The organism is Streptomyces sp. NPDC091972, assembly GCF_044756385.1.
Classification (GTDB): Bacteria; Actinomycetota; Actinomycetes; order Streptomycetales; family Streptomycetaceae; genus Streptomyces.
Genome location: NZ_JBIVSV010000010.1, coordinates 1 through 15654, shown reverse-complemented (window position 1 = coordinate 15654; position 15654 = coordinate 1). Strand labels below are relative to the sequence as shown.

Annotated in this window: 14 protein-coding genes and 1 pseudogene; 8 read left to right on the top strand and 7 right to left on the bottom strand. The window is 71.5% G+C overall.

The features are described from left to right. The first annotated feature begins 69 nt into the window (after positions 1 to 69). The gene (locus ACIQJT_RS27115) at positions 70 to 861 is read left to right on the top strand and encodes a dioxygenase (protein ID WP_402647754.1); all 792 of its coding nucleotides are present in this window, start codon (positions 70 to 72) and stop codon (positions 859 to 861) included. Positions 862 to 877: 16 nt separating this feature from the next. Here ACIQJT_RS27115 and ACIQJT_RS27110 read toward each other — a convergent pair whose 3' ends face one another. After that, a complete protein-coding gene (locus ACIQJT_RS27110; RefSeq protein WP_365451994.1) occupies positions 878 to 1408 on the bottom strand; it encodes an N-acetyltransferase family protein in 531 nt (176 codons plus the stop codon). A 226-nt stretch (positions 1409 to 1634) separates the two neighbouring features. Here ACIQJT_RS27110 and ACIQJT_RS27105 point away from each other — a divergent pair, with 226 nt between their 5' ends. Then, entirely contained in the window at positions 1635 to 2633 is a 999-nt protein-coding gene (locus ACIQJT_RS27105) for an RNA polymerase sigma factor RpoD/SigA (protein ID WP_053849817.1), read from the top strand. Between the two features lie 402 nt (positions 2634 to 3035). Here the strand turns inward: ACIQJT_RS27105 and ACIQJT_RS27100 are convergent, their stop codons facing one another. After that, the gene (locus tag ACIQJT_RS27100; RefSeq protein WP_402648322.1) at positions 3036 to 4007 is read right to left on the bottom strand and encodes a helix-turn-helix transcriptional regulator; all 972 of its coding nucleotides are present in this window, start codon (positions 4005 to 4007) and stop codon (positions 3036 to 3038) included. Positions 4008 to 4069: 62 nt separating this feature from the next. Here ACIQJT_RS27100 and ACIQJT_RS27095 point away from each other — a divergent pair, with 62 nt between their 5' ends. The 5 genes from ACIQJT_RS27095 to ACIQJT_RS27075 all read left to right on the top strand — a co-directional run bounded on the left by ACIQJT_RS27095 (position 4070) and on the right by ACIQJT_RS27075 (position 10077). Further along, entirely contained in the window at positions 4070 to 5596 is a 1527-nt protein-coding gene (locus ACIQJT_RS27095) for an MFS transporter (RefSeq protein WP_402647749.1), read from the top strand. 176 nt (positions 5597 to 5772) lie between these two features. Beyond that, complete coding sequence (locus ACIQJT_RS27090) at positions 5773 to 6534, top strand: DeoR/GlpR family DNA-binding transcription regulator (protein ID WP_053853077.1); 762 nt, start codon at positions 5773 to 5775, stop codon at positions 6532 to 6534. Next, complete coding sequence (gene pfkB, locus ACIQJT_RS27085) at positions 6531 to 7478, top strand: 1-phosphofructokinase (RefSeq protein ID WP_402647746.1); 948 nt, start codon at positions 6531 to 6533, stop codon at positions 7476 to 7478. Before ACIQJT_RS27090 ends, pfkB begins: the two co-directional genes overlap by 4 nt. Positions 7479 to 7695: 217 nt before the next feature. Next, on the top strand, positions 7696 to 9723 hold the full coding sequence (locus ACIQJT_RS27080) for a fructose-specific PTS transporter subunit EIIC (RefSeq protein WP_402647744.1): 2028 nt from the start codon (positions 7696 to 7698) through the stop codon (positions 9721 to 9723). 99 nt (positions 9724 to 9822) lie between these two features. Continuing rightward, positions 9823 to 10077: a hypothetical protein gene (locus ACIQJT_RS27075; protein WP_365451984.1), complete on the top strand. Its 255-nt coding sequence runs from the start codon at positions 9823 to 9825 to the stop codon at positions 10075 to 10077. A 19-nt stretch (positions 10078 to 10096) separates the two neighbouring features. On the opposite strand, the gene ACIQJT_RS27070 is transcribed toward ACIQJT_RS27075, so the two are convergent. From ACIQJT_RS27070 to ACIQJT_RS27055, 4 genes are all read right to left on the bottom strand, one after another. Further along, complete coding sequence (locus ACIQJT_RS27070) at positions 10097 to 10843, bottom strand: DUF6227 family protein (RefSeq protein WP_402647742.1); 747 nt, start codon at positions 10841 to 10843, stop codon at positions 10097 to 10099. Between the two features lie 189 nt (positions 10844 to 11032). Beyond that, complete coding sequence (locus ACIQJT_RS27065) at positions 11033 to 12259, bottom strand: Ig-like domain-containing protein (RefSeq protein ID WP_402647739.1); 1227 nt, start codon at positions 12257 to 12259, stop codon at positions 11033 to 11035. Between the two features lie 593 nt (positions 12260 to 12852). After that, a complete protein-coding gene (locus ACIQJT_RS27060) occupies positions 12853 to 13884 on the bottom strand; it encodes a P1 family peptidase (protein ID WP_402647736.1) in 1032 nt (343 codons plus the stop codon). Positions 13885 to 13973: 89 nt separating this feature from the next. Then, entirely contained in the window at positions 13974 to 15173 is a 1200-nt protein-coding gene (locus ACIQJT_RS27055; protein ID WP_402647733.1) for a low temperature requirement protein A, read from the bottom strand. 167 nt (positions 15174 to 15340) lie between these two features. Between ACIQJT_RS27055 and ACIQJT_RS27050 the strand changes: the two genes are divergently transcribed. Further along, the gene (locus tag ACIQJT_RS27050) at positions 15341 to 15532 is read left to right on the top strand and encodes a hypothetical protein (protein WP_402647731.1); all 192 of its coding nucleotides are present in this window, start codon (positions 15341 to 15343) and stop codon (positions 15530 to 15532) included. 22 nt (positions 15533 to 15554) lie between these two features. Here ACIQJT_RS27050 and ACIQJT_RS27045 read toward each other — a convergent pair. Continuing rightward, a pseudogene (locus ACIQJT_RS27045) lies at positions 15555 to 15654 on the bottom strand (IS481 family transposase); the annotation flags it as partial.

Sequence of the window (15654 nt, the reverse complement as noted above, 5' to 3'; positions counted from 1 at the left end):
CAGTCATGCGAGTAGAAGCTTTAAATTTTAAGCATCAGTCGCATCGGAAGCCCCGGAGGAGTCCCCGCCATGTCCGCCGACACGCTGGAGCGCATGCCCGCCCTCTACCTGAGTCACGGGGCCCCGCCGCTCGCCGACGACCCGATCTGGCCCGGTGAGCTCGCCGCCTGGTCCGCGGACCTGCCCCGCCCCAAGGCGATCCTCATGGTCTCCGCCCACTGGGAGGAGGCCCCCCTCGCCCTCGGCGCGGTCACCCCCGTCCCGCTCGTCCACGACTTCTGGGGCTTCCCCGAGCACTACTACCGGGTGACGTACGACGCCCCCGGCGCACCCGGACTCGCCGAGTCCGTCCGCAAGTTGCTGCGCGCCCCCGGCACCCCCGTGCAGGACATCCCGGACCGCGGACTGGACCACGGGGCCTACGTCCCGCTCGTCGAGATGTTCCCCGAGGCGGACATCCCCGTCCTCCAGATCTCCATGCCGACCCTCGACCCCGTCAAGCTCATGGAGATCGGCCGCAAGCTCGCCCCGCTGCGCGACGAGGGCGTCCTGATCGTCGGCTCGGGCTTCTTCACCCACAACCTCGCCGCCCTGCGCCACACCGGCCCCGGCGTGCCCACCTGGTCCTCCGAGTTCGACGACTGGGGCCGGCGGGCCCTGGAGGCGCGGGACGTGGACTCCCTGCTCGACTTCCTCGACAAGGCCCCGGCCGGGCGCTACGCCCACCCCCGCACCGAGCACTTCGCCCCCCTCTTCGTCACCATGGGCGCGGCGGACGTGAGCGGCGAGCTGGACACGCAGAAGTCCGTCATCGAGGGCTTCTGGATGGGCATGGCCAAGCGGTCGGTGCAGTTCGGCTGAGCCCTGCCGCGGGGGCCTACAGGTCCTTCTCGTACCAGGCCACGTCCCAGTAGCGGCCGAACTTGCGGCCCACCTCCCGGTAGGTGCCGACGTGCCGGAACCCGAAGCGTTCGTGCAGCCGCGTGGACGCCTCGTTGGGCTGGGCGATGCCCGCGTAGGCGCGGTGCAGGTCCTCGCCCGCCAGGGCCTCGAAGAGGGCCTTGTAGAGGAGCGTGCCGACGCCCCGGCCCACCGCGTCCGGGGCGAGGTACACCGTGACCTCCACGGAGGTCGCGTACGCGGGCTTCGCGCGGAACGGGCTGGAGGTGGCGTACCCGAGGATCCGCTGTGAGGTTCCTGTCGGGTCGGTGTCGGTGGCAACCATCAGCCGGTACGGGCCGTCTTCAGGGTGGGAGAGCAGCCAGGGGCGGCGCTCCTGCGGGGTGAAGACGGCGGTGTCGAACGTGATCGGCGTCTCACGGACGTAGTGGTTGTAGAGGTCGGTGAGGGCCCCGAGGTCACCTTCGGCTCCCGGCCTGACCTGCACCTCTGCGTGTTCCGACGACATCACGCCTCCTCGTGTGGCCGGACAGGGTACTGCAAGATCAGAAAAATAGGGGGACGGGTTGGGAATTCTGTCCGGTTTCCAGTCGTTGTTTCCATCGGATGCAGGGCACCCGAGGAGAGTCCGGAAAGCAACCGGAGCCCGGACCCAGCGTCCGAAGGACCCACCCGCTGACCCTCCCCCAGTGCCCTAAAGGCCTGGGGGGACCCCCACTCGCAAGGGAGCACGCATGGCAACCCGTGCCGTCGCCCGTCGTAAGTCCGCCACCGGCGGGTCTACCGACGCGGCACGCAGTGTTCGCGTCCATGGCGGCGAGATCGCCGACCGCGACCTGGTCGGCATGTACCTCGACGAGATCGCGCGTACGCCGCTGCTCGACGCCGCCAAGGAAGTCGAGCTGTCCCAGATCATCGAGGCGGGTGTGTTCGCCCGACAGGTCCTCGACGGGTACGAGGAGGCCAAGGCCGACGCGACCCGCGAGGAGTTGGAGGCCCTGGTGGAGGAGGGGGAGCGCGCCAAGGACGTGTTCATCCGCTCCAACCTCCGCCTGGTCGTGGCCGTGGCCCGCCGCTACCCGCGCAGCGGGCTGCCCCTGCTCGACCTGATCCAGGAGGGCAACGCCGGCCTGGTCCGCGCGGTCGAGAAGTTCGACTACCGCAAGGGCTTCAAGTTCTCGACGTACGCGACCTGGTGGATCCGTCAGGCCATCACCCGCTCCATAGCCGACCAGTCCCGCACCATCCGGCTGCCCGTCCACCTCGTGGAGGAGCTGGGCCGCATCCGCCGGGTGCAGCGCGAGTTCAACCGCGAGCACGGCCGCGACCCGGAGCCCGCGGAGATCGCCGCCGAGCTCGGTTCCAACGCCGAGCGCGTGACGGACGTCCTGGACTGGGCCCGCGACCCGGTCTCGCTGAACATGTCGGTGGACGACGACGGCGACACCCAGTTCGGCGACCTCCTGGAGGACACGTCGGCGGTCTCGCCGGAGCAGTCGGTGCTGACCCTGCTGCGCAGCGAGGAGCTGGACGACCTCATCGGCCGCCTCGACCAGCGCACCGCGTCCATCATCAAGATGCGGTACGGCATCGAGGACGGGCGCGAGCGCACGCTGACCGAGGTGGGCAAGGAACACGGCCTCACCCGTGAGCGGATCCGGCAGATCGAGAAGCACGCGCTGCTGGAGCTGAAGAAGCTGGCGCGGTCCACCGGGTTCGACGCGGCGGCGTAGGCGGGTGGACCCGCGTACGCCGGGTGGCGAAAGACCGCGCAAACATGGCTGTACTAGGCCGCTTCAACCGGCTGGACCCTGGGAACAAGTCTTCAGGGTCCAGGTGTTCGGGCCCCGAAGACCTGACCTTCGGACCCCCCTGAACCAAGTCCCGACGCAATCCCCCCCCCGGCGCCGGGACTCTCCCCGAGCCGGACTTCGGCGCCCCTCCCCCCGGGCGCCGGGGTCCGGCTCTTTTTCGTGCCCCGGAAAGGCGAACGGCGGGTCACCCCGTACCTGAACCACGGGGTGACCCGCCGAAGGGGAGATTCTGTCACATCGGGAAGGCGTGCCCGTCGAGTGAGCAAGGCGGCCAACGGTCCGTCCCGCCACAGGTGACTGCGACCTGCCAGGCCCGCCCCCTCAGGCGGCCTCCCCCGACGCCCTGACCAGCCGGCCCCCCAACTCCCGCACCGCCTGCACCAGTTCCGGTGGCTCCTCCACCCGGAACTCCACCCCCGTCATCGCCAACCGCACCGCCATCCACTCCACCGCGTCCCCCACCGACGCCCGCAACCGGCACCGTCCCTCGCCCAGCGGCTCCGGCACACCCACCCATCCCGGCACCCGGGGCCCGACCACCGACACGTCGGCCTCGAACGTCACGACCAGCTCGTACGTCTCCTGGCGCCGGTACATCGACTGCCGCAGGTACTCCGCCGCGCTCCCCGACGGCAGCTCCCGCGGAGCGAACCGCGCCCCCGTGGCGAAGGGGTCGTTCACCCGGTCGACCCGGAAGGTCCGCCAGTCGCCGCGGTCGAGGTCGTAGGCGACGAGGTACCAGCGGCGGCCGGTGGAGACCAGACGGTAGGGCTCCACCACCCGTCGGGACTCGGCGCCGTCCTTGGCCCGGTAGGCGAAGCGGAGCCGCTCGTGCCCGGCCACCGTCGACGCCATCACGGTCAGCGTCTCGGTCGGGATGCTCGCCCCGTCCCCGTGGGTCAGCGGAGTCGTCGCGGCCTGGAGGGTGGCGACGCGGTGCCGCAGGCGGGACGGCAGGACCTGTTCCAGTTTCGCCAGCGCCCGTACGGACGCCTCGTCCACCCCCTCGACGGCGTGCCCCGCGCCCGCCCGCAGGCCGACGGCGATGGCCACCGCCTCCTCGTCGTCGAGGACGAGCGGGGGCATGGCCTTGCCCGCGACGAGCCGGTAGCCGCCGTCGGAGCCCTTGGACGCCTCGACGGGGTAACCCAGTTCGCGGAGGCGGTCGATGTCCCGCCGGACCGTGCGGCGGGAGACCCCGAGGCGGTCGGCGAGCTCGCCGCCGGGCCACTCGCGGGGCGTCTGGAGGAGGGAGAGGAGCGTCAGGAGCCGTGCCGGGGTGTCCGTCGTCATGAGTTCGAGGATGCCGCAGAAGTAGGACACGATCTGACCTATTGGGGTCATAGCTTGACGACATGACCTCCACCGAGACCACCCTTCCGGGCACCCTCGACGCACAGCCCGCCCCGGGCGACCGGCGTCGCTGGTTCGCTCTCGCCATCGTGATGACCGCGGCCTTCATGGACCTCGTCGACGTCACCATCGTCAACATCGCCATCCCGTCCATCCGGCAGGACTCCGGCGCCTCCGTCAGCCAGATCCAGTGGATCACCGCCGGTTACGCCCTGGCCTTCGCCGCGGGGCTGATCACCGGCGGGCGGCTCGGTGACATCCACGGCCGCAAGCGGCTGTTCCTCGTCGGGATCGGCGGGTTCACCCTCGCGTCGGCGCTGTGCGGCTTCGCCGCGAACCCGGAGATGCTGGTCGCGGCCCGGATCCTCCAGGGCGGCATGGCCGCGATGATGGTCCCGCAGGTCCTGTCGATCGTGCACGCGACCTTCCCGGCGCACGAGCGGGGCAAGGTGTTCGGGCTCTTCGGAGCGGTCGTCGGTCTCGGCGCCGTCTCCGGTCCGCTGCTCGGGGCGCTGCTGACCGAGTGGAACCTCTTCGGGCTGGAATGGCGGCCGATCTTCCTCATCAACCTGCCGGTCGGGATCATGGGGCTCGTCCTCGGGAGCCGTTTCATCACCGAGTCCAAGGCCCCGCGGGCGCTGAAGCTGGACCTGGCGGGTGTGGCCATGGTCGTGCTCGGGCTGCTGATGCTGCTCTACCCGCTGACCCGCGGCGAGGAACTGGACTGGCCGGTGTGGGGACATGTGTCGATGGCCGGCGCGCCCCTGGTGTTCGCGGCGCTGGTGGCGTACGAGAAGCGCAAGGGTGAGCGGGACGGGTCCCCGCTGGTCGAGCTGTCGCTGTTCAAGGTGAAGAGCTTCGCCGCCGGGATCGCGGTGCAGACCGTGTTCGGGATCGGGCTCGGCATCTTCTTCCTGGTGTGGACGCTCTACATGCAGACCGGGCTCGGCTGGAGCCCGCTGCGGGCGGGGCTGACCGGGGTGCCGTTCTCGATCGCCGTCTCCACGGCCGCCGGACTGTCGGTGCAGAAGCTCGTGCCCCGCTTCGGGCGCGGGGTGCTCCAGGCCGGTGCGCTGCTGATGGCGGTGGGCGTGCTGCTCTACCTGTGGGAGGCCGAGCGGTACGGCATGGCGATCAGCTCGTGGCAGATGGCGCTGCCGCTGGTCGTGATGGGCGTCGGCATGGGTCTGATCGTCGCGCCGCTCACCGACGCGGTGCTGTCGGAGGTGCCGCGCGAGCACGCCGGTTCGGCGTCCGGGCTCATCAACACCGTGCAGCAGATGGGCAACGCGCTGGGGCTGGGGCTGGTGTCGGTCGTGTTCTTCGGGGTGATCGGCGACGACCTGCGGCCGGAGCAGATCGGACCGGCCTTCGTGGACGCCTTCCAGCACGCCCTCGGGTGGGTCGCGGCGGTCATGGTCGTCATCTTCCTGCTGATGTTCGCGCTGCCGAAGCGGCCCGCGCAGCACGTGGAGGGGGCCGGCGAGCTTCCCGTGGCGGAGGAGAAGGAGCCCGCGCTCGTCTCCTGAAACCCGAGGTGAGAGGCCCGGTACCTGCCGAGGTACCGGGCTCCCTTGTCGTATACGGGCACAACCGGAAGTCCGTTCATGCCCGGATGGTGCCCGAACCTGTTTACTTCTCGGACATCCCGGCGTAGCCTCCGACTGAAACCACACGTTCGGGCATCAGTCGGAGGCGAGCGGACATGTACGCACCGGAGCGGCAGCAGGAGATCCTCCGGCTCGCCCGTGACGGCGGGCGGGTGGACGTCGTCTCGCTGGCCGAGGAGTTCCAGGTCACCGCCGAGACCATCCGGCGCGACCTGAAGGCCCTCGACCGCGCGGGTCTGCTGCGCCGGGTGCACGGCGGGGCCATTCCGGCCGGGCGCCTCGACTTCGAGCCGGACCTCGCCGAGCGCGAGACCACCGCGGCCGACGAGAAGGACCACATCGCCAAGGCGGCCCTCGCCGAACTGCCGGCCGAGGGCACCCTGATCCTCGACGCCGGCACGACCGTGGCCCGCCTCGCCGCCGCCGTCCCGCTGGAGGCCTCGCTCACCGTCGTCACCCACAGCCTGCCCATCGCGGCCCGCCTCGCGGACCACCCCGGCATCCAGCTCCACCTGGTCGGGGGGCGGGTACGGCACCGTACGCGCGCCGCCGTGGACGCCTGGGCGCTGCGGGCGTACGGCGAGATCCGGGCCGACGTCCTGTTCGTGGCGGCCAACGGCTTCTCCGCCGAGCACGGCCTCACCACCCCCGACCTCGCCGAGGCCGCGGTCAAGCGTGCCGCGCTCGCCGCCGCCCGCCGCGTGGTGCTGCTCGCCGACTCCTCCAAGCACGGCCAGGAGCACTTCGCCCGCTTCGGTGACCTGAGCGATGTGGACCTGCTGATCACCGACAGCGGGCTGAGCCCCGAAGACGCCGTCGCCATCGAGCGCGGCGGCACGGAAGTAGTGCGCGCATGATCCTCACCGTCACCCCCAACCCGTCCCTGGACCGCACCTACGAGGTCCCGTCCCTGGAGCGCGGCGAGGTCATCCGCGCCACCGGGGAACGCATGGACCCCGGTGGCAAGGGCGTCAACGTCTCGCGGGCCGTCACGGCCGCCGGACAGCGCACGGTCGCGGTGCTCCCGCTGGGCGGGGCGCCGGGAGCGCTCGTAGCGGACCTGCTCGACGCACAGGGCATCGAGGTCGCGCCGGTGCCGGTCACGGGCGCCACCCGCTCCAACATCGCGCTCGCCGAGTCCGACGGGGTGCTCACGAAGATCAACGCGCCGGGTCCCGAGCTCTCCCCTGAGGAGCAGGAACTCCTCCTGGAGACCGTGCGCGAGCAGTCGCGCGACGCCTCCTGGATCGCCTGCTGCGGGAGCCTGCCCCGCGGGCTCGCGCCCTCCTGGTACGCCGAGGTGGTCGCGCGGGCGCACGCCGGCGGTGCCCGGATCGCGCTGGACACCTCGGGGCGCGCGCTCCTGGAGGCGCTGCGCGAACGGCCCGACGTGGTCAAGCCCAACGCCGAGGAGCTCGCGGAGGCCGTCGGACGCCCCCTGGCCACGGTGGGCGACGCGGTGAAGGCCGCCGAGGAACTGCGGGAGATGGGTGCGCGGGCGGTGCTCGCGAGCCTGGGCGCCGACGGACAGCTTCTCGTGGACGGCTCGGGCGTCTGGTTCGGCAGCGCCCGAGTGGACGCCGTACGCAGCAATGTCGGCGCCGGCGACTCGTCGCTGGCCGGCTTCCTGATCGCCGGCGGCAGCGGCCCCTCGGCCCTCGCCTCCGCGGTCGCGCACGGTGCGGCCGCCGTTCGGCTTCCCGGCAGTGTCATGCCGACCCCGGACGACCTGGACCCGGCCGCCGTCACGGTCACGGCCGAGGTACCGGTGGACCGCGCGCTGACGGAGCCGGTGTCATGACCGCCCCCCTGTGGTGCGCGACGCCGAAGCGGCGAGGCTCCCCGTTACTCGCCGCGGCCCAAGGGCGGCAGGGCCACCCGAGCCGCCCCGCCGTCCGATGGGGGAGGGACTTCCCCGGCCCCGCCCCCGCCGCCCCCGAGACCCCACACCGCTGCACCCCCGTCCCCACCTGCGCCCACCACACTCCCCGGGCGATACGCGTGCGAAGGAGCCCGCGATGAGCGAAATGATCACCGCGGACCTGGTCGATCTCGACCTGTCCGCCGACACCAAGGAAGCGGCGGCCCGTGCCCTCGCCGAGCGCATGGTCGCCCTGGGCCGGGTGACCGACCTGGAGGGCTTCCTCGCCGACGTGGCCGCCCGCGAGGCACAGATGCCGACCGGCCTCGACGGCGGCATCGGCATCCCGCACTGCCGCAGCGCACACGTCACCGAGCCGACGCTCGCCTTCGGGCGCAGCACCGCCGGTATCGACTTCGGCGCGGCGGACGGACCCGCCGACCTGATCTTCCTGATCGCCGCCCCGGCCGGCGCGGACGACGCCCACCTGACGATCCTGTCCTCCCTCGCACGGCAGCTGATGAACACCGAGTTCACCGACGCGCTGCGGTCCGCGGACAGCGCTCACAGCGCGGCGGCGCTGATCCGCGGGGACGAGGCGCCCGCCGAAGGCGCCACCGAAAGCTCCGTTGCGGCATCGGCGGCGGCCTCCGCCGATGCCGCAACGGCCAGTTCCACGCCCGACGTCCCCGAGGCCCCCTTCCGGATCGTCGCCGTCACCTCCTGCCCGACCGGAATCGCCCACACCTACATGGCGGCCGAGTCGCTGGAGAACGCAGGCCGCGAGGCGGGCGTCGAACTCGTCGTCGAGACGCAGGGCTCGGCCGGCTTCGAACGGCTCGACCCGGCCGTCATCGCGGCCGCGGACGGCGTGATCTTCGCCCACGACGTCCCCGTGCGCGACAAGGACCGCTTCGCCGGCAAGCCCACCGTCGACGTGGGGGTGAAGGCGGGCATCAACCGGCCCGCGGAACTCATCACCGAGGTGCGCGGAAAGGCCGCGCGCGGCGAGGTGACGGCCGCCGCGGGCGCGGGGACGCCGGTCGAACGGGCCGGTGAGGCCGGCGACGGCTACGGCACCAAGCTCCGCAAGTGGCTGATGACCGGCGTGAGTTACATGGTCCCGTTCGTCGCCGCGGGCGGTCTGCTGCTCGCTCTCGGGTTCGCGATCGGCGGCTGGCAGATCGCGAGCGCGCCCTCGGTCATGAAGCACTTCTCCTGGACCGAGATCGACAGCTGGGGCGCCCTGCTCTTCCAGATCGGCCAGGTCGCCTTCGGTTTCCTCATCCCGGTCCTCGCCGGTTACATCGCCTACGGCATGGCGGACCGCCCCGGTCTCGTCCCCGGCTTCGTCGGCGGCATGATCGCCTCCAACATCGCCGCGGGCTTCCTCGGCGGCCTGGTCGCCGGTCTGCTGGCCGGTGCTGTGGTCCTCTCGATCCAGCGGATCAAGATCCCGCCGGTGCTGCGCGGCATCATGCCGGTGGTCGTGATCCCGCTGATCTCCTCGCTGATCGTCGGCTTCCTGATGTTCGTCGTGATCGGCAAGCCCATCGCCGAGGCCCAGAAGGGCATGACGGACTGGCTGGGCGGCCTCTCCGGCACCAACGCGATCCTGCTCGGCGTCCTCCTCGGCCTGATGATGTGCTTCGACCTCGGCGGCCCCGTCAACAAGGTCGCGTACGCCTTCGCCACCGCCGGCATCGCCGTGCAGGACCCGAGCGACTCCGCGATGAAGGTCATGGCCGCCGTGATGGCTGCGGGCATGGTCCCGCCGCTGGGCATGGCCCTCGCGACCACCCTCCGCAAGAAGCTCTTCACCGAGACCGAGCGCGAGAACGGCAAGGCCGCCTGGGTCCTGGGCGCGTCCTTCATCTCCGAGGGCGCGATCCCGTTCGCCGCGGCCGACCCGCTGCGGGTCATCCCGGCCTCCATGGCGGGCGGCGCGGTCACCGGCGCCCTGTCGATGGCCTTCGGCGCCACCCTGCGCGCCCCGCACGGCGGCATCTTCGTGGTCCCGCTGATCGGCAGCCCGTTCCTCTACCTGATCGCCATCGCGGCGGGCGTGTGCGTCACGACCGCGCTGGTGATCGTCCTCAAGAGCATGCGCAAGCCGGCCGCGGGCACGACGCCCACCGCGGCGCCCACCGCCCAGGCGGAGACCAAGCAGCCGGTCGCCGCCTAGAGCGTGCCCCTTTGGGGCGGCTGTGAGGTGTTCACGGCACCTGCGAGATACGTCACGGTCCGGGGCCAAAGTCCCGGACCGTGGTGTCTACTGGACGGCATGCCTGAGCACGTCTCCGTCTACCAGTTGCTTGGTGTGACCCTGCTCGTCCTGGTGGTCGTCGCCTGGACGGCGGGGTTGGCCTACATGCTGCGCCACGGCCGACACGAGGCCGTCGTGTGGCGCGTCGCCCACGGTCTGCCCGCCCTCCCGCGCCCGCGCGCGGCCGCCCCCGGCCACGAGTCCGTCGAACTGACACCGGCGGAGAAGGACGCGTTCGCGGGTCTGGTACGCCAGCTGAGCGGCGGCCGCTGACCCCGAACCGTCGGCCGCCTCAGGACAGTTGCGCCGCCCGCCGCTCCATGGCGTCCCGGGCCGCGTCCTCGGTGACGTACACCTCGCACATGTGCCGCCCGTCGGGCGTCGCCGTGTGCTCGACCTCCCACAGGGAGATCTCCGTGCCGTCGCGCAGCAGGAACGCGTGCTCGTACAGCGAGAAGCCCAGTCCGGCCCGCCCCGCCCGGCAGGGCCGCCCGAACGCCTGGGTGATCTGGTGGGCGAACGCCTCCGCCAGCAGCGCGGCCGTCTCCGGGCCCGGCCGGTCCGCGTTCTCCGCGCGGCGCAGCAGCCGGCGCGCGTGGTCCGCGGAGTCGTCCGGGACGTAGGCGTGCCGCGGCGGCTGCGCGGGCGCGAGCTGCACCGTCACCGGCAGTTCGAAGTCCGGGGTGTCAGGCGGCAGCGGCAGCCGCGCGGTCGCCGCACGCAGCTCCTCCTCGTCGACGTACACCTCGTGCTGCGGGACGCTGTCCCGCGCGGTGTTGTGGACGAGCTCCCACAGAGTGAGCGCCGAGCCGTCGGCGAGCAGCCAGGTGTGCCGGTACGTCTCCCGGTGCAGCCCCGCGCTGTGGTGCGCAGAGTACAGCGAACTGTCGTACGCCAGCGCGCAGTCCAGTCTCCTGATCACTTCGTCGGGCAGCTCGAAGGAGTTCAGGGCACGACCGAGGAGCCGCGCGAGGTGCTCCTCCGGAGACTCGGGCGACTCGGGTGGTTCGTACGCTGCCGTCTCGTACGGAACGCTCAAGGCTTCTCCCGGCGTTGCTGCATGTCACCTTGTGGGTGCATACCGTAGCCCCTCGGTCGGACATCATGTCCGGGAACCGAGAAAACGTGCGTCGGGAAAACGGGCGGGCCGCGCAGGAAATTCCCACGCGACCCGACGAATCGTCAAAAATCCCCGGTCAAAGGGGCTTTGTGCCACCTCTCGCCTCGCTCAGGACGAGCCGACGGCACTCCCCGCGACCCACTCGTCCCACGACATGTTCCAGCCGTTGAGGCCGTTGTCGGGTGCCACGGTCTTGTCGGGGGAGTTCTTCACGACCACCACGTCCCCGATCAGCGAGTTGTCGTAGAACCACTTCGCCGGGGTGTCCGCCCGGCCGCCCTTGACGTCCCGCAGTCCGACGCATCCGTGACTGGTGCCGGTGCGCCCGAAGGGTGGATTGCCCTTGTTGTACCAGTAGTTGCCGTGGATGAAGGTCCCCGACTGCGTCAGCCGCATGGCGTCCGGGACATCGGGAATGTCGTAGGCGTTGGCCAGTGCGACCGTCCGGCTGTCCATACGGATCTTCTTGTACTTCTCGGAGATCACCATCTGCCCGTTGTAGGTGGTGAACTCCGGGCTCCCCGTGGAGATCGGCACGGTCTTCACGGTCGTCCCGTCCCGCACGACCTTCATGGTCTGGGTGTCGGCGTCCACGGTGGACACCTGCGAGCGCCCGATCGTGAAGCGGACGGTCTTCTCCTGCACACCGGTGACGCCGTTGGCCCCCTCGACCCCGTCCAGGTCGATCTTCATCGTGACCTTGGAGCCGGCCTTCCAATACTCCTCGGGCCGGAAGTCGAGCCGCTGCGCCCCGAACCAGTGCCCCACCACCTGCTGCCCGCTGCTGGAGCTGACGGTGATGTGCGACTGCACGGCCTTCTTGTCGCTGATCGCCTTGTCGAAGCGGAACGACACGGGCATCCCCACACCGACCGTCGTCCCGTCGTCCGGCGTGTACGTACCTATGAAGCTGTTCGCCTTGGATACGGTCGTGAAGACGGACTTCGCGGTCACCGCCTTGCCGTCCGAGTCCTTCGCCGTCGCGGCTATCTCGTACTTCGTCCCGCGCTCGAGCTGCTCCTCGGGCTTCCAGCTCTTCCCGCCCGCGGCCAGCGCCCCCGGCACCTGCTGCCCCGTGCCCGCCACCGTCATCTTCACGCCGGTCAGCGTGCCGTCGCTGACCTTCACACCGGTCCTGTTGATCGACGCGCCCGTCGAGCCGTTCCTGGCGGAGATGACGATCCGCGCCGCGGAGGTCTTCGCGGGGTCCTTGCCGCCCTTCCCCTCGCTCGTGCCGTCGGAACCGCCTCCGCACGCGGTGAGGGTGAGGGCACCGACCATCAGGACGGCAGAGGCTCCCAGTGCGCGCCGTGCTGCTATGTCCGGCGTTGCCACGTGATGCTCCATCTTCGTGTGATGCGTCGTCCACTCCACTCAGTGAGGAAAGAGGGACCCGGTCCCCGCCCGGGTTCCCTCAGAACGCAACGAATGCCCCGACGTCTGCGCTGGCTTGGCCGGGGCGCCTACGCGAGTGCCGGGTGCGCTTGTCGAGCGAGTGCGCGTGCGTCGTGGCCGGTCGCGCAGTTCCCCGCGCCCCTGGGTGGGTGCAGTCGCCCGTGCTCCTACGGGCCGTGTGCCGCGGAACGTCGTAGAACGGCTGCGGGCCGGTGGGGGCTGGTCGCGCAGTTCCCCGCGCCCCTAGGGGGTGGCAGTGGACGCCCGCCACGACGGGCCGTTGGCCGCGTACGGCGGTGAGGGGACGGGGTGGGGGGTGTCCGCCCGCAGCGGCCGGCGTCCGTTACCGAGAACTGCTCGATCGACCGAGCCGCCGGACCGAGGACGGATACCCCCCACCCCGGCACCGACCCACCCACCACACCGCACGCGCTACACGAACCCCCACCGGGCAGCGACGGGCCGCCGCAGGCATCAGGGGCGCGGGGAACTGCGCGACCAGCCCCCACCCAGCCGCAGACCCACAACTACCGTCACCCACCCCCGTACAACTCCCGATAACTCGGCCACGACCCCCCCGCCCCCACCCCCTCCACCGACTCCGCCGCCCACACCGCCCGCACAATCGCCCGCGTCACCACATCCGCCCCCGCCGCCAACACCGCGTTGAGCGCGAGCGGATCCGCGTCGAGCGCCCGCGCCCCCGTCGCCAGGGCGAACACCGTGTCGCCGTCGTGCAACAGGTGCACCGGCCGCACGGCACGCGCGATGCCGTCGTGCGCGGTCCCCGCCACCTTCTGGGCCTGCGCCTTCGACAGTTCCGCATCGGTGGCGACCACCGCGAGCGTGGTGTTCAGGGGCGGCGCCCCGTTCCTCGCCACCGTCTCGGCGAGCCGCCGCCGCGCGGCGTCATGCACCCGCTCCTCCGGATACCGCACCCGCCCCTCGAACAGCTCCCCGTACAGCACCCCCGTCTCCGGATCCGACACCGCCCCCACCGCGTTGGCCACCACCAGCGCCGCCACGGTGATCCCCGACGGCAGCACGACACTCGCCGTCCCCACCCCGCCCTTCAGCGCCCCCACCACGGCCCCGGTACCGGCCCCCACACAGCCCTCCGGCACCACCGTCCCGAAGGCGCTCGCCGCGGCTGCCTCGACGGCGGCCCGCCCGGTCGCCGCGTCGGGCCGGGCTCGGAAGTCGCCGCCCCGGCCGAGATCGAAGACACAGGCGGCGGGCACGACCGGCACCACGTGCGAGGGATCCGGCCCGACCCGTACCCCCCGCCCCCGCTCCTCCAGCCAGGCCATCACCCCGGAGGCCGCGTCCAGCCCGTACGCACTGCCCCCGGTCAGCACGATCGCCTCGACCTTCTGCACGAGGTTGCGCGGGTCGAGCGCGTCGGTCTCCTTGGTTCCGGGGCCCCCGCCACGCACGTCCACCGCGGCGACGGCCCCGCCCTCCGGGGCGAGCACGACGGTGGTGCCGGTGAGCCAACCGTCGCCGGTGCGCGTCGCATGCCCCACGCGCACCCCGGCGACATCCGTCAGAGCGTCAACTGTCATGCCCCCAGTCTCGCCCCACCGCCCCACCGCCCCACCGCCGCACCGCCTCACCGGAGTCGGCGCGGTCGCACGACCGCACGACCGCGCGATCAAGCCACCCGAGTCGGCACCCTCCGCTCCCGTACCCCCATCCGCGCGGTCAGCGTCGTCCCGGTCACCACGGCCACCGCCGCCACGATGCCCGCCGCGAGCACCGCCCAGTCGCCCAGGAAGGTGCAGCAGATCACCAGCAACGCCGTGACCGGCAGCACCAGTTGCTGCGCGATGCCCACCTTGTAGTAGCGCGAGTGCAGGAGCCAGACGGTGAGCAGGTAGAGCGCGGTCGGCAGGGTGACCGCGGCGGACGCGGCCAGGGCCGAGATGTGCGCCTTGCCGACGGCCTGCTCCACGGCCACCTCCAGGCCCGCCCCGATCGCGGCGGCCGAGGCGAACACCACGTAGTGGCCGTATCCCCACAGGAACGCCTGCCGGTTGGACCGCAGGTGGCCGTGGATGGGGACCACGAAGTAGATCCACCAGGCCGCGAAGATGATCAGGAGCCCGCCCGCGGCGATCGGCAGCAGTTCGTCCAGGGCGTCGTTCTCGTCGATGCCGGATTTCACGGCGACCGTGGCGGCGGCGATCGTCTCGCCGAGCACGATGATCGTGAACAGCCCGTAGCGTTCCGCGATGTGGTGCGGATGCCAGGTCGTCGGGTGAGCCCGCTCGGCGAAGGGCGGCACGCACATCTCCAGCACCGCCATCACCAGGAACACCCAGGGCCGCCCGCCCTCGGGCAGCACGATCAGCCCCATCCAGCCGACCTGGCACAGCAGCACACCGAACGCGTACCGCAGGGCCATCGTCCGCTCCGCGCCCTCCGTCGAACGCGCCACCCGCAGCCACTGCGTGATCAAGGCCAGCCGCATGATCACGTAGCCCACCAGCACGGCCAGGAACTCGTGGTCCTCGAACGCCCTGGAGACTCCGGCCGCCAGCACCAGGACGCCGGCGATCTGGACCAGGGTGACGACCCGGTACAGCGCGTCGTCGTTGTCGTACGCCGAGGCGAACCACGTGAAGTTCATCCACGCCCACCAGATGGCGAAGAAGACCATCGCGTAGTTGAGGATTCCCTCGCCGGCGTGCCCTTCGGCGACGGCGTGCACCAGGGCCACGCCCGCCTGGGCGATCGCCACGACGAAGCAGAGGTCGAAGAAGAGCTCCAGCGGCGAGGCGACCCGATGGGCCTCGTCGCGGCCGCGGGCGGTGAGCCTGCGCAGCGGGCTGTGTGTCGGACTGGACGTCATGGAGCCAAGCACAGCAGATGTCGTCCGGAAACGCTTGCGCACCCCGCACCGGCACCGACTGGCCAGAAGCCCGGGCCGGACTCGGACCCGCACCGGGACCCGCACCGGGGCCGGGGCCGGGCGACCGCTCCCACCCTGTGGGTCCGGCAGGGCCGTACCCTTGAACCATGAGCAGCGCCCCCCGCCCCGAGCCCCGCGAGCCCCGCGAGCCGAAGCCCACGCTGGTTTTCGACGATCCGCTGGACCAGCAGTCCTCGGACGACACCGACCGGGGCTGGGGCGACCGGCCGCGCTCCGACGGCGACAGCGCGGCCGACCTGCAGCGCTTCCTCGACGAGAAGCCGCCCCACCACATCTGAGCGTGCGGCGGCACCCGGCGCGCTAGCTGTATTGGCCCGCAGCGTTGTTCACGCGGCTGATCGGTGGGTGGCCGCCGAGTGCGGTGTGGCAGCGGTGGTGGTTGTAGGTGTGTAGGAAGTCT